Here is a 22450-nt window from a genome sequence, read left to right on the forward strand (position 1 = left end):
GAAGCGGGCCGTGCTGCCCTGGCGGGCTGACCGTCAGGGCAGCACGCTCGCGTTAATCACATTGCCGGTGTCTGCCGTGACGTAGCAATCAACCCTGCGGTCGCCGGATTCCCAACTGGTGCTGCTGGGGAAGCTGCGCTGGTAGTTGAGCTGGAAGTTTTTCGCCGCCGGGCCGAGTTTCGCCGCCTGGCAGACTTCCAGTGCCTTGGCCTTGAGCGGCTCCGCCCCCGGGTACTTGGCGCTTTCCGGATATGTCAAGGTGGCCACCAGCTGGGCCGAATGGCCCGTATCGCAGGGCACCAGCGTGGACGTCAGGGCCTGGGGATCGAAATCCTTGAAGCAGTCACCCAGTGCGTACGCCGGGGGTGCGACCCCTTCGCGGGGAAGGGGTTGGGGAGTGGCCGGCGGCGTGACCGTGGTTTGCAGCACGCCCTGTGCGTCATTCTTTGCCGCATCGGTGCCGGGCGAGGAGTTCAACCAGACGGCAAGCCACACCAGTGAGCCGGCAACGGCGAGGATGACGACGACCAGAAACGCCTTCCACAGGGCAGGCTTCCTGTTGGTGTGTTTTTCCGGCGCAGGATCATGGCGCGGCTGGGACCAGGTAACGGATTCCGGGGCGGGGGCTGAACCGGTCCCACTGTGGATCTTCGGCAGGCTTCCGGTCCGCGGAGGCGAAGCGGGTTTCGGCGGGATGTCCTGGTGGTTCACGGGTGCGCATCCTCCTGGGTTTTGGTGCCACGGCTCGCCAACGGCCAGATAAAATCGGCAGTTCTTAAGCGACTCTACCGAAGAAAAATGCCGGAATCCCGCGGGAGGAGGTGCATCATGGTACCCCACCCGGCCGTCCGGGGCGCCGGGCGGCAAGCGGGGCCCGCCGAAAGCATGTAATCTAGGTGTACGACAAATTGACCAAACATTCCGGGGCCTCACCGATCGCCAAGGTGACCACCTCCGGTCCAAGTACAAAAGGGGGTCACGCCATGGGGCGCGGCCGTCAAAAGGCAAAAGCTACCAAGCAGGCTCGGGACATTAAGTACTACTCCCCGAACACTGACTACTCGGCACTTCAGCGTGAGCTGACGGGCCCTGGAAGTCGTTCAACGAGCCATTACTCGAATGAACCGGTCGAACCGGACTATTCGGCTTATGTGGATAAGTACGCGGATGATTTGGATGACGATGACGACGAGGTAGACAACCGTCGCATCGGCTAGTTGTCGCAAGCCTGCTGTGGCCCCTGGCCCGGCTGCTGTGGCGCCGCTTACGTCATGGAGCCCGCTGCCCCACCGAATTACCGGCAGGGCAGCGGGCTTTCCGTGTTTGGTTGGTAACCTGACCGCATGACTGTTCGGACCACGTACGCCAGCGGCGAGCCCTGCTGGGCGGATCTCCAGACCCCCGATGTTGATGCCGCCAAAGATTTCTACGGCCGTCTGTTCGGCTGGACCTACCAGGACTTCCCCACTCCGGACGGCCGCAGCGACGCGCAGGCCTTTGTCCGCGGGCAGTTGGTGGCCACCATTGCGCCGCAAAATCCCTTGCAGCTTGAGGCCGGCACCGCTGCCGAGTGGAACGTCTACTTTGCGGCCGCAAATGCCGCGGACCTGCTCCAGGAAGCGGGCCATGCCGGCGGAACCGCCCAGTTCGGGCCTGAGACGGTGGGCGACACCGGGGTGCTGGGCTTTTTGGCCCCTCCCGGCGGCGGAACCACCGGGATCTGGCAGGCGGGTACCCACTTCGGCAGCCGGCTCTTCAACGAGCCGGGCGCCTTGGCCTGGGCTGAGCTCTTTACACCCGAGCCGCAGGCCGCCATCGGCTTCTTCCAGCAGCTTTTCGGCCATGAAGTCACCGAGTACCCCCAGGACGACGGCGGCAGCTACAGCACGCTGCTCATCGACGGCAGCGAGGTGGCCGGCATCGTTCCTGCCGACGAAGGCGAGGAAGCGGACTGGCAGATCTACTTTGGCGCGGCAGATATTGCCGCGGCGGCAGCGGCCGCCCTGGCAGCAGGCGGCGAAGTCCTGGTGGAGCCGGATGACCGTCCCACGGTGGGATCACTGGCCACCATCGAGGACCCGCAGGGCGGTGTGCTGAACCTCATACAGGTCGCTTAAAAGTGGAGGCTCCCCACCGCGTGCAGTGGGGAGCCTCCAGCAGTTGGCTAGGCGTAGGCGTTGACCAGGCGGACAGCGCCGCCGTCCACGCCCTTGGCGCCCTGGACGTAATCCGGGCCGGACTTCAGGATGGAGTCCGAATCCTCGGTGACCGTGCCCATGATCCAGGACGGCAGGCCCCGGTCGTTCAGGCGGGCAACGGCGGCGTCGGCAGCTTGGGGCGACACGATGGCCACCATGCCCACGCCAAGGTTCAGGGTGCGCTCGAGGTCCGCAAGGGGCACGTTGCCCAGCTCCGAGACCAGCTTGAAGATGGCCGGCAGTTCCCAGGTGGCGCGGTCCACGGTGGCCACGAGGCCCTGGGGGAGGACGCGGGCCAGGTTGGCGGCCAGGCCGCCGCCGGTGACGTGGCTGAAGCCGTGAACAGCCGCTTCGGCGCTGACCGGGAAGGTGCGGGCCAGGTCCAGGCAATCGGCCGCGTAGACGCGGGTGGGTTCCAGGAGTTCCTCACCCAGGGTGCGGCCCAGTTCGGACACCTGGCGGTCCAGGGCCCAGCCGGCGTGGTTGATGACGCGGCGGACCAGCGAGTAGCCGTTGGAGTGGAGGCCGGAAGAGGCCATGCCGATCACGACGTCGCCCGCACGGACGCGGTCCGGTCCCAGCAGGGCATCGGCCTCGACCACGCCGGTGGCTGCGCCGGCAACGTCGTATTCGTGCTCGCCCAGCAGGCCCGGGTGCTCGGCAGTCTCGCCGCCCACCAGGGCGGTGCCGGCCACGGAGCAGGCGGCCGCGATGCCGCGGACAATGCCCGCGATGCGTTCCGGGACCACCTTGCCGCAGGCGATGTAGTCGGTCATGTAGAGCGGCTCGGCGCCTACCACCACGATGTCATCCACCACCATGCCCACAAGGTCGAACCCGATGGTGTCGTGGATGTCCATGGCCTGGGCGATGGCAACCTTGGTGCCCACGCCGTCGGTGGACGTGGCCAGCAGCGGCCTCTTGTAGGTCAGCAGCCGGGAAACGTCGTAAAGGCCGGCGAAGCCGCCCACCCCGCCGATCACCGAGGAGTTGTGGGTTGCCTTGACGGCATCCTTCATGAGCTCGACGGCGCGGTCCCCGGCTTCAACGTCCACGCCTGCGGAGGCGTAGGTGATGCCGGAGTTGTTTGCGGCGGGGCTAACGGAAGTCATACGGACTCTTTCTTATCGGCGCTGGTGGCGGCGGGTACGTCGGGCACAAGGTCGGCTTCGGTCAGCAGGTTCTCGAATTCTGAGTCCGGGCCCGGATCACAGCCGGTAGCCCCGGCCTTCTCAGCGGGGTCCTCGGTGGCGTCAACGGCCAGGGCGGCGGTTTGGCCGGGAAGCGCGGACGGGGAGGGCTTCAGGCCGCCCAGGTCGGTGCGTTCCAGGAGGTTCTTTCCCAGCTTGTCCGCATCCGGGAGCTTGATGGGGTACTTGCCGGTGAAGCAGGCGGTGCAGAGGCGTTCGCGCGGCTGGCGGGTGGCACCGATCATGCCGTCCTCGGAGATGTAGGCCAGCGAGTCTGCGCCGATGGCTTGGGAGATCTCCTCAATGGTGGCGCCGTTGGCAATCAGTTCGGCCCGGGAGGCGAAGTCGATGCCATAGAAGCACGGCCACTGCACAGGAGGGGAGGAAATCTTCACGTGCACTGCGGCGGCGCCGGCCTCCCGGAGCATCCGCACAATGGCGCGCTGGGTGTTGCCGCGGACGATCGAATCATCCACCACCACAACACGCTTGCCGCGGATCACGGATTCAAGGGCGTTGAGCTTGAGCCGGATGCCCAGCTGGCGCAGGGTCTGGGAGGGCTGGATGAAGGTACGGCCCACGTAGGAGTTCTTGACGAAGCCGTGCGCGAACGGGATACCGGATTCTTCGGCGTAGCCAACAGCCGCGGGGGTGCCGGATTCCGGCACGGGGATGACGATGTCCGCCTGCTGCGTGTTTTCGCGGGCCAGCTGGCGGCCCATCTCCACGCGGGACTCGTACACGGAGCGGCCGGCGATGGCCGCGTCCGGGCGCGCGAGGTAAACGTACTCGAAAACGCAACCTGCCGGCGTCGGCTCCGCGAACCGCTTGGACCGCACGCCTTCCTCGTCGATGGCAATGAACTCGCCCGGCTCGATCTCCCGGATGAAGCTGGCGCCCACGGTGGCCAGGGCGGACTGCTCGGAGGCAACCACCCAGCCGCGCTCCAACCGGCCCAGGACCAGCGGGCGGATGCCGAAGGTGTCACGTGCAGCGTAGAGCGTGCCCTCGTCCATGAACACGAAGCAGAAGCCGCCCTTGATCTTGGGCAGGAGTTCGGTGGCGGTTTCTTCCAGGGTCTTGCCGGGCTCGCCCTCCAGCAGGGCGGTGACCAAGGCAGTGTCAGAGGTGTTGCCCTGCTTCATTTCGCCGGTGAGGTGGCCGCCGTTGCGCTCGGTGATCATGGCATTGAGCTCGGCGGTGTTGGTCAGGTTGCCGTTGTGTGCCAGGGCCACCGTGCCGGTGGCGGTGGCGCCAAGGGTGGGCTGCGCATTGGCCCAGTGGCTGGCGCCGGTGGTGGAGTAGCGGCAGTGGCCCACGGCCAGGTGCCCGGTCAGGGTGTTCAGCGTGGTCTCGTCGAAGACCTGGGACACGAGGCCCATGTCCTTGTAGACGTTGATCCGCTTGCCGTCGCTGGTTGCTATGCCAGCCGACTCCTGACCGCGGTGCTGCAGTGCATACAGCCCGTAATAGGTAAGTTTTGCTACCTCTTCGCCTGGGGCCCAGACGCCGAAGACGCCGCAAGCGTCCTGCGGGCCTTTTTCGCCGGGGAGAAGATCATGGGAAAGTTTTCCATCGCCGCGTGCCACTGGTCGATTATCTCACGATATGGGGTATGACTTTTCCGGCCGCCCGTTTGTGACTTGCTACGCCTGGGGATCGGTGTCCGGCTCCGAGTCGGGAACGGCCTCCACGACGGCCCGGTCCTGCCGCTTCAGGCTGCGGCGGTCCAGGACCAGCGCCAGTGCGGCGCCCAGGATTGCGCCGCACGCGGCAAACATCACCAGGAAGAATCCGAAGACAGCGCCGGGGTCGAACGTTGCATCGCCCGGTACCGCGTAGGCAACCACTGCGGCTGCAGCAACACCCACCAGCGCACCCAGGACCAGGAAGGGAACGTACTTGGGTGCCCGGCGGACGGTTACTTCGCGCCGCTCGGCAGCGGATTCTTCAAAAGCCATGCCATCAAGCGTACTGCCGGAGATTTTGGGGACATAACGGGGCGGCCGCCGCCATTGAGCGCCCCGGGCGACCAAAAACGCCCAGGCGGCCAATGCCGGACGCCTATCGCCCCGCTGCCCTGCAACTGATATATCTATTGACACGAGGTGTGGCCGCTGTCATATTGCTAGGTAGCGCTATGTGCATTCTGTTGTGCATTACGCAATTGTTCAAGGGGTTGGTAGGCCCAAGACCCCGTCCTTGAACAGCTGCGTCAGCTAGATTGGCACACGTCGCCGACTTACCGGACTGCCAAGGTCCAGGAAAGGAACACAAGAACAATGGTCCACAAGGTTCAAGCTGTCATTGTCCGGGAGAAGGACGCTCCGGTGTCGTTGGAGACCATCCTGGTGCCGGATCCGGGGCCGGGGGAGGCGCTGGTGGACATCCTGACCTGCGGTGTCTGCCACACCGACCTGCACTACAAGCAGGGCGGTATCGGAAACGACTTCCCGTACCTGCTCGGGCACGAGGCCACGGGGGTTGTCAGTGCTGTCGGCCCGGATGTGACCTCGGTGGCCCCCGGCGACCGGGTGATCCTTAACTGGCGTGCCGTCTGCGGGGAGTGCCGTGCGTGTGCCAAGGGCCAGCCGCAGTACTGCTTCAATACGCACAATGCCACGCAGAAGATGACCCTGGAGGATGGAACCGTGCTTTCGCCGGCCCTGGGCATCGGCGCTTTCGCCGAGAAGACGCTGGTCGCCGCCGGGCAGTGCACCAAGGTGGACCCGGACGTTGACGCAGCCGCGGTGGGCCTGCTGGGTTGCGGCATCATGGCCGGCATCGGCGCCGCGATCAACACCGGCGAGGTCAAGCGCGGGGAATCCGTGGCCGTCATTGGCTGCGGCGGCGTGGGCATCGCTGCGGTCGCCGGGGCCAGGCTGGCCGGTGCGACGACGATCATCGCCGTGGACATCGACGACAACAAGATCGACATGGCCAAGTCGCTCGGTGCCACCCATGGCGTGAACTCGCGCCGGGAGGACGCCGTGGAAGCCATCCGTGCACTCACCGGAGGCCACGGAGCGGACGTGGTGATTGACGCCGTCGGCCGCCCTGAAACCTACAAGCAGGCCTTCTACGCCCGCGACCTTGCCGGCCGCGTGGTCCTTGTGGGTGTGCCGACGCCGGAGATGACGCTGGAACTGCCGCTGCTGGATGTTTTTGGCCGCGGCGGGTCGCTGAAGTCCTCCTGGTACGGCGACTGCCTTCCGTCCCGTGACTTCCCGATGCTCGTCTCGCACTACAAGCAGGGCAACCTGGACCTCGACGCGTTCGTGTCCGAGCGGATCACCATCGACCAGGTGGAGGAAGCGTTCGGCAAGATGCACGAGGGCAAGGTGCTGCGCTCCGTCGTCGAGGTCCAGCCGGCGGGGGCGTCCGCATGAGCGTCACCATCGAAAACCTGGTCACCTCCGGCACATTTTCGCTCGACGGCGGCACCTGGGACGTGGACAACAACGTCTGGATCGTGGGCAATGACGAGGAATGCATCATCATCGACGCGCCGCACGACGCCGCCGCGATCATCAACCAGGTCCGCAGCCGGAAGGTGAAGGCCATCCTGCTCACGCACGCGCACAACGACCACATCGGTGCCGCACGCGAGGTCGCCGATGCCCTGGGCGCACCGATCCACCTGAACAAGGAGGACCTGGTGCTCTGGGAGCAGGTCTACCCGGACGCCAAACCGGACCACTACCACTCCGATGGCGACGTGTTCCAGGTGGGCGGGGCAACCCTGAAGGCAATCCACACGCCCGGCCACTCGCCCGGGTCCACCTGCTTCTACCTGGAAAGCGAGGGGACGGTCTTCACCGGGGACACGCTGTTCAACGGCGGCCCAGGCGCCACCGGACGGTCCTACAGCGACTACCCCACCATCCTGACCTCCATCCGCGAACGGCTCCTGACCCTCCCGGCCGACACCGTGGTCCGCACCGGCCACGGCGGGAACACCACCATCGCCGCGGAGCAGGAAACGCTGGCGAAGGTAGCCCAGTAGCAAGCGACATTCAGTAAGGTGACGTGCCGGAGAAAGGCGCGCCGGGAGGCCCGGCGCGCTTTTCACTGGCCCTCGAACACCACTCGCCTTCGAACACCACTCACCTTCGAACAACACAGGCCGGTAAGGAAGTTGGAACGATGAAGTTCGGTAAGCAGCCCGCCCCCGTCGCGGACATCAATGAGGACAACCTTGAGGTCCACAAGCCCAAGACCGAGGCCGCCGGCGTCAAGGCCGTCATGGTTGCCCTGGAGCGTGCAGTCGCCCAGGCAGGGGTGGCCCGCACGGCGCAGTCACTGCTGCGGTTGAACCAGCGTGGCGGCTTCGACTGCCCGGGCTGCGCGTGGCCGGAATCGGACAAGAAGCGCAAGACGGCCGAGTTCTGCGAGAACGGCGCCAAAGCGGTGGCCGAGGAGAACACCCTGCGCACCGTAGGTGCGGAGTTCTGGGCCAGGCACTCCATTGCCGAGCTTTCCACCAAGACCGAGTACTGGCTGGGCAACCAGGGCCGGCTTTCCGAACCGGTGGTGATCCGGGAGGGCGAGACGCACTACTCGCCCATCTCCTGGAATGAGGCGTTCGAGCTGATCGGGGAGCACATCCGGGCCAGCACCCCGGACCGCTGCGTCTTCTACACCTCCGGACGCACCGCGAACGAGACTGCCTTCCTCTACCAGTTGTTCGCCCGGTCCATCGGGACGAACAACCTGCCCGACTGCTCCAACATGTGCCACGAGTCTTCCGGCTCGGCGCTGAACCCGACCATCGGCATCGGCAAGGGCACGGTGTCCCTGCACGACATCCACGACGCCGAACTGATCTTCGTCGTCGGCCAGAACCCGGGCACCAACCACCCCCGCATGCTGTCCGCGCTGAAGGAATGCAAGGACAAAGGCGGCAAGGTAGTGGCCGTGAACCCGCTGCCAGAGGCGGGCCTGTTCAACTTCAAGGACCCCCAGACCGTCTCCGGCGTGGTGGGCGGCGGCACCCCGCTCGCGGACGAATACCTGCAGATCAAGGTGGGCGGGGACCTGGCGCTGTTCCAGGCGCTCGGCCACCTGCTCCTGGCGGCTGAAGAAGCCAACCCGGGCACCGTCGTCGACCATTCCTTCATCGCCGCGCAGACGGACGGATTCGACGCCTACCGTGAAGCCCGCCGGACTCTGGACTGGGACGAGACCGAGCGGGCCACCGGCCTGTCCCGTGGGCAGATCGAGAAAGTGGCGTCGATGCTGGTGGCGTCCAAGGCGTCCATCTTCTGCTGGGCGCTGGGCGTGACGCAGCAGCCACACTCGGTGGACACCATCAAGGAGATGGTCAACGTGCTGCTGCTGCAGGGCAACTTCGGCAAGCCCGGCGCCGGCGCCTGCCCGGTCCGCGGGCACTCCAACGTCCAGGGCGACAGGACCATGGGCATCTGGGAGAAACCCAAGGAATGGCTCCTGCAGGCCCTGGACAGCGAGTTTGGAATCACCTCCCCCCGGCACCACGGCTACGACGCCGTGGAATCCATGGAGGCGTTCGAGCGCGACGAGGTGGACGTGTTCGTCTCGATGGGCGGCAACTTCTCGCTCGCCTGCTCGGACACCGAGGCCCTGGAAGCCGGGATGCAGCGGATCGGCCTGACCGTGCACATCAGCACCAAACCCAACCGCTCCCACATCGTGCACGGCCGCACCTCGCTGGTCCTGCCCACACTCGGCCGCACCGACAAGGACGACAAGCACCCCAACGGCGCACAGTTCCTGTCGGTAGAGGACTCCATGTCCGTGGTCCACTCCACCCAGGGCCGCCTGACCCCCGTCTCCGAACACCTGCTCGCCGAGCCCGTCATCGTGGCGCGGATGGCCGAGGCCACCTTCGGCCCGGACCACCCCGTCAACTGGAAGGCCATGGCCGAGGACTACGACGTGATCCGCGACCACATTGCCCGCGTGCTGCCCGGCTTCGAGGATTTCAACGCCCGGGTCCGGACCAAGAACGGCTTCGTGCTGCCCAACGCGCCCCGCGACACCCGCTCCTTCGCCACCGACATCGGCCGCGGCCGGTTCACCGTCAGCCCGCTGGAATACCTCACCCCGCCGCCGGGGCACCTGGTCCTGCAGACCATCCGCAGCCACGACCAGTACAACACCACGTTCTACGGCCTGGATGACCGCTACCGCGGCATCTCCGGCGGCCGCCGCGTGATCCTCATCCACCCCGAGGACCTTGCCGAATCCGGCTTCCAGGACCGGGAGCTCGTGGACGTAGTCAGCACCTTCCAGGGCGTGGACCGCCGCGCGGACAAGTTCCGGTTGGTGGCCTACCCGACTGCCAAGGGCTGCGCCGCGGCGTACTTCCCCGAGGCCAACGCCCTGGTCCATAAGGAGAACGTGGCCCGCATCTCCAACACCCCCGGCTTCAAGGCCATGTTCGTCCGCTTCGAACCCCACAAGGGCGAGGACGCGGTGGCCGAAGAGGCAGGATTGCTGCAGGCCAGCGTGTAGATGGCGCGACAGAGCGCCCCTGCGTCCCCGGCTGGATAACAGCGGGGAGGCGGGGGCGCTCTTCCGTCGTTTACGGCCTAAACAGGGTTGTTTCCGTGGGGCTCGGCCTCCGGATCCAGGTCCTTGCCATAACCGCTGGCCGAGGCAAGCCCCGACACCTGCTGGCCGGCGTTCGTTTGACCGGGGGCAAACTGCCCGTCCTGTGGGTCCTGGGCTTCCCCCTCCGACCCGGGTGCGACATCCTGCCGCAGGTGCTCGTCGGAAGGAACGTTCTTGGATACCTCTTCATCAGCCATGCCAACAACCAAACACTTGGGTCATAACGGCGGCAAGGGGTAAACGTGGGCCGCGTTCCGGCCATGCTCCCGGCATACAGTCCGCCCAGTAGAACCGTGGGGCACGTCCAAAGCAGACCGGGGTGCAGCAGTCCTCATACGGGGGCGTGGAGGAACCGTTCCAAGGCTTCTTCTCCCGGGGACAGCGGAATGAACGCAAGGTCCGGTGGGCCGCCGAGTGACCTTCCGGGGGGTCCCACTATCCGTTTGAGCCACTGGGGCCACCATGGTGGTTCCCAATCCTGGTGTTCGGACGTGTAATGGCGGCCGGTGGGTGAGGTCCAGCCGGGTGGTTCGTTCCTGGTGGCCGGGGTGGGTGTCCAGCCGGTGCTGTGCCGGAGTTTGTGGTGTTTTCGGCAGGGTTGTCCCAGGTTGGAGATCCCGGTGGTGCCGCCGTTGTTCCAGGCGAGGATGTGGTCGGCGTCGTTGTCGAGTGAATTGTTGCTGCAACCGGGGAACGGGCATTTTCCGTCCCGCAGCCGCAGCCAGGCCCGCATCGCGCCCGTGACCCTGTAGCTGGTCCGCCCGATCTCCAGCGGCGCCCCGTCCCGCGGATCCACCAACACCCGGTAGAACGAGCTGGCGCCGTTGGCGACGAGTTGCCTGGCCATGGACGGCGGGATGGGCCCGTAGCCGTCGAGCATGGCTGGTTCATCGGTCAATCCCATCAGCGAGGACACCGGGACGGTGACCAGCACCTGCGCTTGGATCCGTGGCGATGGGACATGTGCTGCTTCACCGACTTCAACATCCCCGGTTGCGGTGCCGCTGCCCAGAATCGCGTCGGCGAAGGTGTCGGCCCGGAGCTGGGGCATGCTGCGGGGCTCGTCGGGGCCCTGCATGCTCCGGGCGAGGGCGGTGAGCCGGTTCCAGCCGGCCAAGGCTTGGTGGGCGGGCAGGTGTGCGGAGAGCCAGGCCATGCTGTCCTGGTCCGGCCGGAACTCCACCCGCCGATCCGCCACGGACTTAGCGTGGCGTTTTCCGATGCTCTCGGCATGGTGGCGTTCCCGCCAAATCCTTGCCTTGGCCCTGAACCGGTGCGCGGGCATCTGCCCGGCCGGGCAGCCCCGTGCCGGGTCCGGGGCGCCCGGGTCCAGGAAGTGCCCTTCCAGTGCGGCGGCACCGGCGGCATCAAGGCTGGCCGTCTCGTCAACCATGGCCAGGGCATGCTGCCACGACAGGTCCCCGGCTTCCAGTGCCGACAGCGTCCGGGGCAGCGTGGTGGCCAGGGCGTGGGAGGCGGCCAGGAACGACGACGCGGCCCGCGGCCCCAGAGACAGCACACACCCGACCTCAGCCGCGACAGCCATCTCCTGCGCCTGCACCGAAGCATCCGGCCCGGCAACACGATGGGCGCTGTCCGAGTACGTCACCGCGGCCTTCGCCTTTAACGCCGCGAACCCTGCCTCCACTTGACGGGCCCCGGCAAGAATATCAAGGCAACCATCGGCGAGCCCCGCCAAGGGATCAGCCGGCGAGAACGGCTCGGGACCGTGCCCCTCCACCTCGGCATGAAGCACAGCAAGGGCACCACGGATATCCGCATATGCCTTGGCCACCGCTGCTTTCCCCATGAACTAATCATCGGGGGAGGGTCTGACATTAAGAGGAGCGGCCGGACCTTTCACCGGCAGGGGAGATCGGAGCTAAACGACGGCTCCGTCATGGCGCTGCACCCGGCGGGAACGGCGGGGGAGGCGCCAGGCCCAGTACGCAATCATGAGTCCTGCCGTCGCTGCCCCTCCCGCGTATGTCGACGGCGAGCGGGAGGACCCAGGGACGGGCCGAACAACAGGAGCGTCAGCGAGGTCACCATCACGCAGACCGCGGCGAACGTCCAAGGGCGGCGGCCCGGGCGCTGCTGAATCACGGCAGTGACGCCAGAATGTCATCTGGCCACACCCTGGTCAGCACGCTGTTCCCCCAAACACCTGTTCCCTCAAATTTGTTGTTGCTCCGGTGAGTCTACGACACGGTTTTGCCGCGCGAATCAGTGCCCTCCCCGAGGCACCAAAAAGGGTGGGTGGTCCTGCCGGTCTCAAGCAGGTCCACCCACCCTTTGGGCGGGGCTGGTCAGCCGCGGAGGCGTTCCATGCCCGGGTCAAAGAGCGGCTCCGCAGTGACGGTGGCGGCCACCCGCCGGCCGAAGTACTCGATCTCCACGGCGTCCCCTTCGGACACTGACGAGGGCAGCCAGGCGTAGGCGATGGGCTTGCGGATGGTGAAGCCGTACGCCGCGCTCGTGACGTACCCAACGGCTTCCCCAGCCACAAACACCGGTTCCTTGCCCAGCACCACGGACGTGCCGTCGTCGACCGTCAGGCAGCGCAGTGTCTTGGCCGCCGGCTGTTCGCGGAGCGACGCCAGGGCCTCGGCACCAACAAAGCCCGTCTTGTCCTTGGCCACGGAGAAGCCAAGGCCGGCCTGGTAGGGGTGGTGCTCGGACGTCATGTCCGTGCCCCACAGCCGGTAGCCCTTCTCAAGGCGCATGCTGTTGAAGGCACCGCGGCCGGCGGCGACGATGCCGTGCTCCTGGCCCGCCTCGAACAGCAGGTCCCAGAGCTTCAGCCCATATTCGGCCGTGGTGTAGAGCTCCCAGCCGAGCTCGCCCACGTAGGAGAGCCGCATGGCCGTAACGGGGATGCCCCCAACGGAGATTTCCTTGGTGCGGAAGTACTTGAGGCCGTCGTTGCTGAGGTCGTCCCCGCTGACCTTGCCGATGACCTCGCGGGCCAGCGGGCCCCAGAGCCCGATGCAGCAGGTGCTGCCCGTGATGTCGGTGACGTGGACCCACTGGGCAGGATCAGCGGCCGACTGCTTCCGGGCCTCCACCCGGAGGTAGTCGAAGTCAACGTTGCTGTTGACGCCCAGCTGGAACTCCTCCTCGGCGAGCCTGGCGACGGTCACGTCACTGCGGATGCCGCCGTCGTCCGCCAGCAGCAGGCAGTACGTCACGGCACCCGGCTTTTTGGCGATATTGCCCGTGCTCAGGCGGTGCAGCAGTGCTTGGGCGCCGGGGCCGGCGACGGAGAGGCGCTTCAGCGGCGTCATGTCGAAAAGTCCGACGGCGGTGCGCGTCTTCCACGCTTCGGCGGCGGAAATGGGAGAGTGGAACATGGCGGACCATTCGTCGCGCCCAGGAGCCCGCCATTCTTCCGGCAGTTCGGCCAGGAGTCCGCGGTTGGCTTCGAACCAGTGCGGGCGCTCCCAGGCGGCGGACTCCAGGAAGAAGGCCCCGAGTTCCTTCTGGCGGACGTTGAACGGGCTGACGCGCAGGTCGCGCGGGGATTCGCGGGGCTGCAGCGGGTGCAGGACGTCGTAGATCTCCACGAAGTTCTGCTGCGACGTCTCGCTGACGTACGCGTCGGAGGTCTGCACCTTCTCGAAGCGTGTCAGCTCGCAGCCGTGCAGGTCGGTCTGCGGCTGGCCGTCGACGAGCAGTTCGGCCATGGCCTTGGCGACGCCGGCCGAGTGCGTGACCCACACTGCCTCGGCCACGAAGAAGCCGTCGAGGTCCGGCGCCTCGCCCATGAGCGGGCCGCCGTCAGGGGTGAACGAGAAGATGCCGTTGAAGCCGTCCTGGATTCCGGTGCTGCGCAGTGCCGGCAGCAGGTCCTGGCTGTCCTCCCACGCGGGCACGAAGTCTTCAAGGGTGAAGTCCAGGCGGGAGGGCATGCGGTGGTCGGACATCTCCCCGGCCGGGACCTTGGGCAGTGCAGCCATGTCCACGGGCATGGGACGGTGGGCGTAGCTGCCGATGCCAATGCGGTCGCCCCACTCGCGGTAGTACAGGTCCTTGTCCTGGTAGCGCAGAATCGGCTTGCTGGCACCCTTCGGAAGCTCGTTGACGCCCTCAAGTTCGGCGAGGGGCGTGGTGACCACGTACTGGTGGGCCAGCGGCAGCAGCGGCACCTCCAGGCCCACCATCCGGCCGAGCTCACGGCCCCAGAACCCTGCGCAGGACACCACGATGTCGGCTGGGATCACACCGGAGGAGGTCTCGACGCCGGTGACCTTGCTGCCCTCCCGTGCGATGCCGGTGACGGTGGTGGAGCCGAGGTAGGTGACACCGAGTTCGCGCGTCCGCTCGATCAGCAGCTGCACGGCCCGGGCCGCCAGGGCGATACCGTCGGTGGGGATAAGCAGGCCGCCCAGGACCTCGCGCCCGCCGGTAAGCTTGCCGGTGTTCAGCAGCGGGTAGATCTTTTCGCATTCGTCGGCGTCCACGATCCGGCTTTCGACGCCCCAGGAGGTCATCAGGCCCATCTTGCGCTTGAGGTCGGCCAGGCGCTCTGGGGTGGTTGCCAGTTCCAGGCCGCCCACTTGGTTGAAGCAGGACTGGCCGTCCTTGGTCAGGGCGAGCAGCTTGTTAACGGTGTAGGTTGCGAATTCCGTCATGGTCCTGGACGGGTTGTTCTGGAACACGAGGCCAGGGGCGTGCGACGTGGAGCCGCCTGCGAGCTCCAGCGGGCCCTGGTCGACGACGGTGATGTCGTTCCAGCCGCGGCTTGCCAGCTCGTCGGCGAGGTTGGTGCCGACGATGCCGGCTCCGATAATGACGACGCGGGGTGATGCGCTCATAATTCTTGGTTCTCCTGGTTGGTGCTGAAATCCGCCTGGCCGGGGTGATGGAGTTCGCTTCGCTATGAGCAACGCGCATCACTATATGCAACAGGGTGTCTCAGCTCACATAGGATGTCAAGGGTTTCCTGCTTTGTTGCGGGGATGGGCGGTGCTGTGATCACAGGCGGCAAAGAGGCCCCCGCCGCTGGTGCGGCGAAGGCCTCTTTGGTGCAGCTCCGGTTATCCGGCGGCGTGTGTCCGTGCGGTCCCGGTGTCAGTGGGAGAAGTCTGCTGAAATCTCGGCGAGGGTGCGCCCTTTCGTCTCAGGCGCGAGCCATTGCGAGAGGACTGCGCCGAGTAATGCGACGGCGGCGGCTACGACCATGGTTGCGCCCATGCCGATATTGGCGATCGCCCATGGCAGGGCGAAGGTGCCGAGTGCGGCTCCGATCCGGCTGAAGGACGCGGCGAAGCCCATACCGACGCCGCGCAGGTGGCCGGGGAATACCTCGGCCGGATAGACCTGGGTCATCGTGGTGTAGCCGGCATTGAAGTAGGAGAAGGCGAGAAACAGGACGAGCACGAGGATCGCTGGTGCGTTCCCCCATACTCCGATGACCAGCAGGATGCCCGCGCAGAGCCACTGCCCGGGCACAGTGAGGATTCGGCGGCCGAGCTTATCAATCAGAAGTACGCTGGTGACAACGCCCGCGACCGCAAGTGCGGACAGGCCGACTCCACCGGCCCAGCCGCCGCCGAAGCCGAATTGGTTGAGTACCTCGTCGGCGAAGGTCGCGATCGCGAAGTACGGAGTGACCGCGCAGAACCAAAAACCTGCAGTGAAGATAGTGGCGCGCCAGTACTGCCTCGAGAACAGCATTCCGAAGGAGGCGTTCTTGATTTTGGTCCCACTCTCCGCGGCTTGGGCCTCCTGGAGCATCCTCAGATCCATCTCTCCGGTGATGCTGTCGTGCATCTGCGGCGATTCGACATATCGGTGTGCGATCTCGAGTGCTTCCTTGTGCCGGCCCTTCGTAATGAGCCAGCTCGGCGATTCGGGGAGGCCCATGCGGGCGAGGAACAGAACGAATGCCAGTATCGTGCTCGTGCCGAGTACTAGGCGCCATGGGGTGCCGGCGTCGTGCAGGAGCGTGCCGATGATGAATGCCATCATGAAACCGACGTACCAGGCGATCAGGGTCAGCCCGAGCAACCGCCCGCGGAGCTTGGGTGGGGAGAACTCTGACAGCAGTGGCCCACCGATTGAGTACTCGCCGCCGATCGCGACGCCCATCATGAATCGGATGATGGCCAACTGGATCACGGCGCCGTCTCCAGAGGTTACGAAGAATTGGGCTCCTGAGGCGACCAGGAACAGGCCCATGTCCACCAGGAACATTGGCTTGCGTCCGAACTTGTCAGTAGCCCAGCCAGCCAGCGGGGAGCCGATGAAGATACCAGCCAGCGGGCCTGCAGCGATCATGCCCAGCGATAGTGCGTCGAGCTGGAGATCTGACCGCATGGATCCGGTGACCGGGCCGATGATTCCGAGGATGTAACCGTCGAGGAACATCCCGCCTATGAAGACCGCTACAAGCCGCATCATGAAGCGGCGCTTGAACTTGGAGCTGGTCTCTTTTGATGAGGAGGTGTCGACGGGGGCCGTCGTCTTGGTTGGATTGATCATTGAGATTCGTTCCCTTCCGGCTTCAGCGCAAACCGCTGAAGGTGCCAGAGCGCTGTTTCCTGGACCCACGGACAGGCTTCGGCGTCGTTCCCCGGTTCCGGCGCCCCGCGCTGCTTTGATCGATGGTGCTGCCATCCCTGATAGTCATAGACAGTTTCCTTTGGTGATCTGGCGCTGCCGCATGGATACTGGCAGCGTTGTGCGGCCGATGCACGGGCCAGGGCCCCTTTCGGATCGGCCATCATGAATTCGTTCGTCTGTTCCCCAAAGTCATCACGGGTGGAGCCGGGGGACGGGAGGAGCGTATCCGGGCGTGCCTCGTTCCGTGATGATCAACAACCTTCGCTGTATGCAACAAAATCGTGCGCTAGCTCACATTCAATGTCAAGAGTGTGACCCCCTAAAGGCAAAGTGTGTAGGCGCTCCTGCTGGGGACTCCGGGTCACACCAAAGGCCCTGACCGCTGGGAGCTGGTGCTGCCCACGGAAGCGGGAGCACGGGAACGGGTCCCCCGGAATCTACACCCTGGGGTGGAACGGCCATGACCGCGTCCGCCCAGGCAAGCCCGCGCATCATGCCGGGCCCGGTGTGCTGGACTGGGAACGCAAGGCCGGACAGGAACCGGCAGGGGACCAGGCGTGTCCTTCCCGGATCGCCCTCGAGGTAGCAGCCGGACATCACGAGCTGCAACGGAGGCAGCTGCGCGCCCCCAAGCGAGGCCATCAGCGGTGCGCCCAGGGTGAGGAGGGCCATCATGGCCGCCAGGGGATTGCCGGGCAGGCCAATGACGAGCCGGCCGCCGGGAAGCGCGGCGAGCACTGCCGGGTGCCCGGGACGCATCGCGATGCCGTCCACCAGCAACTGCCCGCCCATGGCGTCGACGGCGGCACGGAAATGGTCGGTGCCGGATTTTCCGGTGCCGCCGGTGGTGATGAGCACGTCTGCGTGCCCGCCATGGGGCATCACCGGGTTCTCCAGGGCAGCCAGCCAATCGCTGAAAGAGTCACCGATTCTTTGCGGGCTGTCCGCAACACCGCCGAGCAGGGAAACCACGTGTCCGAGCTGCGGGCCAAAGGTGTCCCGGACCTGTCCCGGGCCCGGAATTCCCTGCGTCACCACTTCGGCGCCGGTGAGTACGACGGCGGCAGCGGGCCGGGCGCGGACCTGGACGGTGTCGTGCCCTGCCGCCGCAGCCAGGGCCACGTGCGCGGGATTAAGGACGGTGCCGGCAGGGATGAGTACGTCCCCTGACCGGGCTTCCTGCCCGGCAGGGCGGATGTGTTGGCCGCTGCACGGCTCACCGGGCTTCGCATCGGCACGCAGCGCCAGGATGTGGTTGCCGTTGGGGTCCCGCACGGCCAGGCCGCTTTCCTTCCGCAGGACGGCATCGGCACCGTGCGGTAACAGTGCCGCCGGTGGCAATCACGGCGGCACTGTTTGCAGGCAGGAATCTGTTGCCTGCAGGCACCGGGGAGGCGTGCTGGCCGGCTCCGGCCAGCAGCCATGGACCAGGCCCGTTCACGGCCCAACCGTCCATGGCGGACGAGGCATAATGCGGGAGGTCCTGGAGGGCGGTGACATCCCGGCTCAGCGTGCGTCCATTGGCTTCAGCGAGCGGGACTGCCACGGGCGGGAGCGGACCGGCGGAACCGAAGGCCACATGGCGCGCTTCGGACCACGGTATGCACCCGCGTTCCGGGACGGGACCCGGCGCAGCCGTGCTCCTGGAAACGGTGGCTGTCAATCCATTGGCAGGCATCCGGGGCCCCTCCTTTTTAAGTCACCGGCACCATGCCGGTTGCGGGGTCCCGTTTTCCGAAAACGGTGCTTCGATGAGGAATACCTCCCCAGGTCTTAGGCCCATCGAAGCACCTTTCACGGAAAACGGGACGCCCGTTGCTAACGCTGTGCCTTTCCTAGCCCGCGGCTTCCAGGACCTGGGACTCCAGGGGCCCGGCCGCCAGCGGCAGGGAAGACACTTGCCTGCGTGCAGCCTCCACGGTGTGAAGCAGCAGCAATGCCGTGGTCACTGAGCCCACGCCGCCGGGAACCGGGGTGAGCGCCGCTGCCGTCCCGGTGACGCCGGCTTCGTCCACGTCACCCACCAGCGAGCCGTCGGGAAGGACGTTCGTGCCGACGTCGACCACTACCGTCCGGGAGGAGACATGGCTACCGGTCAGCAGGCCGGCGCGTCCGGCGGCGACCACCACGACGTCGGCATCCTTCGTGTAGCGCTCAAGAGGGCCCGACCTGGAATGGCAGACCGTCACGGCGGCATCGCGTGCCAGCAGCAGGAGGGACAGTGGCTTGCCCACCACGGCGGACCGGCCCACGACCACCACGCCCTTGCCCGCCAGGGGAACCTGGTAATGATCCAGGATTTCGACGACGGAGCGCGCGGTGGCGGGCGCAAAGGCCGGCTGCCCCACGGCAAGGCGACCCAGGCTCAACGGATTTGCGCCGTCAATGTCCTTTTCCGGGGCGATAAGGCCCACCAGGTTGTCCGTCCGGACACCGGGCGGCAGTGGAGTTTGCAGGATGATGCCGTTCACGGACGGTTCGGCGCTCAGGTCCCGCAGGACGCTGGCCAGCACCGGTTCCGTTGCGTCATGGCCCAGGTCGATGATCCGGCAACCCACTCCTGCCCGCTCCGCTGCCCGCTCGATGGAGCGGACGTACCAGTGCGTTGACTCATCGGCGGTCGCCATGACCACCGCCACGACCGGGCGGACGCCGTCCAGTTCAAGCGACCGGACCTGCTCCTGCACTTCCTTGTGGAACAAACCGGCCAAAGGCTTTCCGGAAAGTACTGCGGTGCTCAACCAAGGATCCTTTCCCGCACGCGGGCCGAGAGGGCCTCAGCCGCCAGGACTACCTTTTCCTCAATACCGTCCGTCTGCCGAGCAAGCAGCGCGCGTGCCTCCGGGTCCTTGACCGCCACGACGTTGATGTCGATGTTGACGCGCGCGGTGGCGGCAGCTGCGCGGGCGGCATCGGCAGCCGCTGCCACGTCGCTGATGACGTTCGCGTTGGCCACGTCGAACAGCTCCGTGGCGAGGTCCACGATGTCGCCTGAGACCTTGATGAGCTTGGCGGGTGTCTGTGCAGCCTGGATGAGTGCCGACTGGATCCCGGCCGCGCGCGCGGCCTTGGACTCATCCGTGTCGGACGGCAGCCTGTAGGAGTCGATGACTGCCTGGAAGGCCTGTTCGTCCGCGTCGGCCAGGCGCAGTGCCTCGGTAATGAGATTGTCTGCTGCCTGGGTAATGCGCTGCACCTGGGGTGCGTGCTGTTCGTACCTGGCGCCTGTGGTGTAACGCGCCACCATGGCCACCAGGGCTGCACCCTGGGCCGCATGCAGGGCAGCGGCTGCACCGCCGCCCGGCGTGGGCTGTTTTGCGGCCAGGCGCGTGAGGTAGCTGCTGACTGTCTCTGAGCTGATCATGGCACTACCCGCGGAGCCGGGTCATGGTGGGGTCGTACAGCGGGTCCTGGGTCACCGTGGCAACGATCCGGCGTCCGAAGTACTCGATCTCCACGGAGTCGCCGATCGAAACTTCGGCGGGCAGGTAGGAATAGGCGATCGGTTTCCTGACCGTGTAGCCGTAGGCGCCGCTGGTCACGTAGCCAACTGCCTGGTCCTTGTAGAACACCGGTTCCTTGCCGAGCACCAGGCTGCGGCCGTCGTCGACAGTGAGGCAGCGCAGGCGCCGCGCGGAGTTCTCCTCCGTGCGGCCTTCCAGGGCCGCCTTGCCGACGAAGTTGTCCTTGGCCATCTTCACCGCGAAGCCCAGGCCGGCCTCGAAGGGGTCGTGCTCGGTGGTCATGTCCGTGCCCCAGGAGCGGTAGCCCTTTTCCAGGCGGAGCGAGCTGAACGCGGCCCGCCCGGCAGCGATGACGCCAAACGGCTGGCCGGCCTTCCACAGTGCATCCCAGAGCCGCTGTCCGTTGTCGGCGCTGGTGTACAGTTCCCAGCCCAGCTCACCGACGTAGGACAGGCGCATGGCGGTAACGGGGACGCCACCGATGACCACTTGCTTGGACCGGAAGTATTTCAGGCCATCGTTGGAGAAGTCATCGCTGCTGACGGTGCTGACGAGGTCGCGGGCGAGCGGGCCCCACAGGCCGATGCAGCAGGTGCCGCCGGTGGTGTCGCGGACCTGGACCCAGTCGTCGGCGCTGCCGCTTGCTGTCTGGTGCCGGGCTGCGCGTTCAAAGTAGGCGGTGTCGATGTTGCCGTTGGCGCCGAGCTGGAAGGTGTCCTCGCTGAGGCGGGCCACGGTGATGTCACTGCGGACCCCGCCCTGCTCGTCCAGCAGCAACGTGTAGGTGACGGCTCCGGGCTTCTTGTTCATTTCCGCGGTGGTCAGTTCCTGCAGCAGCTTCAGGGCGCCCGGTCCGGAGATTTCGAGGCGCTTGAGCGGGGTCATGTCGTACATGGCGACGGCGGTGCGCGTCTTCCATGCCTCGGCCGCGGCAATAGGCGAGCTGAACATGCCGGACCAGGAATCACGGGCCGGCGGCTGCCAGTCTGCGGGCATCTCCTTGAGGAGCTCGGCGTTGGCCTCGAACCAGTAGGGACGTTCCCAGCCGCCGCCTTCCAGGAAGTAGCCGCCCAGCTGCTTGTGCCTGGCATGGAAGGGGCTGACGCGCAGGTTGCGCGGGGAGAGCTTGGGCTGCAGCGGGTGCAGGACGTCGTAGATCTCCACGAAGTTCTGCTGCGAGGTTTCGCTGACGTATTCGGGGGTCAGCTGCACGTCCTCGAAGCGGTGGATGTCGCAGTCGCCCAGGTCGATGGAGGACTTGCCGTCCACCAGGAGTTCGGCCACAGCGCGCGCGATGCCGGCGGAGTGGGTGACCCAGACGGCTTCGGCCACGAAGAAGCCGTCGAGTTCCCTGGACTCGCCAACGAGGGATCCGCCGTCGGGGGTGAAGGAGAAGATGCCGTTGAAGCCGTCCTCGATCTCGCTTTCGCGCAGGGCAGGCAGGATCTGCTTGGTGGCTTCCCACGCGGGGAGGAAGTCCTCGAGGGTGAAGTCCAGCCGGGACGGCATGTTGTGCTCGCTGATCTCATGCGGCTTGAAGCTGCCGAGTTCGTCCAGGTCCACGGGCATGGGCTTGTGGGCGTAGGAGCCGATGCCGTAGCGGTCGCCGTGTTCGCGGTAGTAGAGGTCCTGGTCCTGGTGCCGGAGGATGGGCAGCCGGGCGCCGTTGGGCAGTTCGTTCTTGCCCTGCTGTGCCGGAACCGGGGTGGTCTTGACGTACTGGTGGGCCAGGGGCAGCAGCGGCACGGACATGCCGATCAGCTCGCCCACCTTTGCACCCCAGAAGCCGGCGCAGGAGACCACGATGTCTGCCGGGATCACGCCGTCGGGCGTCTGGACGCCGGTGACCTGCCTGCCGGACTGTTCGATGCCGGTCACAGTGGTGTTGCCCAAGTACTTGACGCCGGCCGCTTCGGTGCGCTTGATCAGCAGCTGCACCGCCCGCGCCGCGCTGGCCAGGCCGTCGCTCGGGACGTGCAGGCCGCCCAGGATGTCCTCATCGTTGATGAGCGGGTAAAGCTCCTTGCATTCTGCCGGGGAAAGAATGGAGCCTTCGATGCCCCATGCCTGCGCATAGCCGAGCTTGCGCTTCAGGTCCGCGAGGCGGGTCTCGGTGGTGGCAACCTCCAGGCCGCCCACCTGGTTGAAGCAGCTGACGCCGTCTTCGGTGAGGGACAGCAGTTTCTCCACGGTGTACTTGGCGAACAGCGCCATGGACTTGGAGGGGTTGGTCTGGAAGACCAGTCCCGGGGCGTGCGAGGTGGAGCCGCCGGGCATGTTGAGGGGTCCCTGGTCCAGGACGGTGATGTTGTTCCAGCCGCGCGCGACGAGTTCATCCGCGAGGTTGGTGCCGACGATGCCGGCTCCGATAATGACAATGCGTGGTGACGATTCCAAGGAAGTCTCTCCTGCTGCTTTACGGGTTGGGTCTGCGGAC

Annotated in this window: 16 protein-coding genes and 1 pseudogene; 5 read left to right on the forward strand and 12 right to left on the reverse strand. The window is 66.2% G+C overall.

Features of this window, described 5'->3' with window-relative positions; translation table 11 throughout:
* Positions 1–33: 33 nt before the first annotated feature.
* The gene (locus AC3ANU_RS04420) at positions 34–711 is read right to left on the reverse strand and encodes a septum formation family protein (protein ID WP_488315524.1); all 678 of its coding nucleotides are present in this window, start codon (positions 709–711) and stop codon (positions 34–36) included.
* A gap of 272 nt (positions 712–983) precedes the next feature.
* Here AC3ANU_RS04420 and AC3ANU_RS04425 point away from each other — a divergent pair, with 272 nt between their 5' ends.
* Together AC3ANU_RS04425 and AC3ANU_RS04430 are read left to right on the forward strand one after the other, a co-directional pair.
* Entirely contained in the window at positions 984–1217 is a 234-nt protein-coding gene (locus tag AC3ANU_RS04425) for a DUF3073 domain-containing protein (protein ID WP_018772127.1), read from the forward strand.
* Between the two features lie 126 nt (positions 1218–1343).
* A complete protein-coding gene (locus tag AC3ANU_RS04430; protein ID WP_488315525.1) occupies positions 1344–2117 on the forward strand; it encodes a VOC family protein in 774 nt (257 codons plus the stop codon).
* A gap of 47 nt (positions 2118–2164) precedes the next feature.
* On the opposite strand, the gene purM is transcribed toward AC3ANU_RS04430, so the two are convergent.
* Genes purM through AC3ANU_RS04445 form a run of 3 tightly spaced genes read right to left on the reverse strand, consistent with a single transcriptional unit; the run spans position 2165 to position 5349 of the window.
* Positions 2165–3310: a phosphoribosylformylglycinamidine cyclo-ligase gene (gene purM, locus AC3ANU_RS04435; protein ID WP_018772125.1), complete on the reverse strand. Its 1146-nt coding sequence runs from the start codon at positions 3308–3310 to the stop codon at positions 2165–2167.
* A complete protein-coding gene (purF, locus tag AC3ANU_RS04440) occupies positions 3307–4977 on the reverse strand; it encodes an amidophosphoribosyltransferase (protein ID WP_018772124.1) in 1671 nt (556 codons plus the stop codon). Before purF ends, purM begins: the two co-directional genes overlap by 4 nt.
* A 57-nt stretch (positions 4978–5034) precedes the next feature.
* On the reverse strand, positions 5035–5349 hold the full coding sequence (locus AC3ANU_RS04445; RefSeq protein ID WP_018772123.1) for a hypothetical protein: 315 nt from the start codon (positions 5347–5349) through the stop codon (positions 5035–5037).
* Positions 5350–5670: 321 nt separating this feature from the next.
* Between AC3ANU_RS04445 and AC3ANU_RS04450 the strand changes: the two genes are divergently transcribed.
* The 3 genes from AC3ANU_RS04450 to AC3ANU_RS04460 all read left to right on the forward strand — a co-directional run bounded on the left by AC3ANU_RS04450 (position 5671) and on the right by AC3ANU_RS04460 (position 9883).
* Positions 5671–6777, forward strand: a complete 1107-nt coding sequence (locus AC3ANU_RS04450) for an S-(hydroxymethyl)mycothiol dehydrogenase (RefSeq protein ID WP_144600167.1) — start codon at positions 5671–5673, stop codon at positions 6775–6777.
* Positions 6774–7394 (forward strand): MBL fold metallo-hydrolase, encoded by a 621-nt coding sequence (locus AC3ANU_RS04455; RefSeq protein WP_488315526.1) that lies wholly within the window; start codon positions 6774–6776, stop codon positions 7392–7394. Before AC3ANU_RS04450 ends, AC3ANU_RS04455 begins: the two co-directional genes overlap by 4 nt.
* 140 nt (positions 7395–7534) lie before the next feature.
* Entirely contained in the window at positions 7535–9883 is a 2349-nt protein-coding gene (locus tag AC3ANU_RS04460; protein WP_488315527.1) for an FdhF/YdeP family oxidoreductase, read from the forward strand.
* Positions 9884–9960: 77 nt separating this feature from the next.
* On the opposite strand, the gene AC3ANU_RS04465 is transcribed toward AC3ANU_RS04460, so the two are convergent.
* From AC3ANU_RS04465 to AC3ANU_RS04500, 8 genes and pseudogenes are all read right to left on the reverse strand, one after another.
* Complete coding sequence (locus tag AC3ANU_RS04465; RefSeq protein WP_056391747.1) at positions 9961–10179, reverse strand: hypothetical protein; 219 nt, start codon at positions 10177–10179, stop codon at positions 9961–9963.
* 134 nt (positions 10180–10313) lie between these two features.
* Positions 10314–11792, reverse strand: a complete 1479-nt coding sequence (locus tag AC3ANU_RS04470) for an HNH endonuclease signature motif containing protein (protein WP_488315528.1) — start codon at positions 11790–11792, stop codon at positions 10314–10316.
* A gap of 499 nt (positions 11793–12291) precedes the next feature.
* Entirely contained in the window at positions 12292–14799 is a 2508-nt protein-coding gene (locus AC3ANU_RS04475) for a GcvT family protein (RefSeq protein ID WP_488315529.1), read from the reverse strand.
* Positions 14800–15055: 256 nt separating this feature from the next.
* Complete coding sequence (locus AC3ANU_RS04480) at positions 15056–16468, reverse strand: MFS transporter (RefSeq protein ID WP_488315530.1); 1413 nt, start codon at positions 16466–16468, stop codon at positions 15056–15058.
* 384 nt (positions 16469–16852) lie between these two features.
* Positions 16853–18227: pseudogene (locus tag AC3ANU_RS04485) on the reverse strand (molybdopterin molybdotransferase MoeA).
* Positions 18228–18384: 157 nt separating this feature from the next.
* A complete protein-coding gene (locus AC3ANU_RS04490; RefSeq protein WP_018771781.1) occupies positions 18385–19290 on the reverse strand; it encodes a bifunctional 5,10-methylenetetrahydrofolate dehydrogenase/5,10-methenyltetrahydrofolate cyclohydrolase in 906 nt (301 codons plus the stop codon).
* Positions 19287–19913: a cyclodeaminase/cyclohydrolase family protein gene (locus AC3ANU_RS04495; RefSeq protein ID WP_018771780.1), complete on the reverse strand. Its 627-nt coding sequence runs from the start codon at positions 19911–19913 to the stop codon at positions 19287–19289. The genes AC3ANU_RS04490 and AC3ANU_RS04495 overlap by 4 nt, the downstream gene beginning before the upstream one ends.
* Positions 19914–19917: 4 nt before the next feature.
* Positions 19918–22410 carry a GcvT family protein gene (locus AC3ANU_RS04500; protein ID WP_018771779.1) on the reverse strand — a complete coding sequence of 831 codons (2493 nt, stop codon included), beginning with the start codon at positions 22408–22410 and terminating at the stop codon, positions 19918–19920.
* Between the last annotated feature and the right edge of the window lie 40 nt (positions 22411–22450).

Source organism: Arthrobacter sp. SDR-2R (assembly GCF_057747955.1).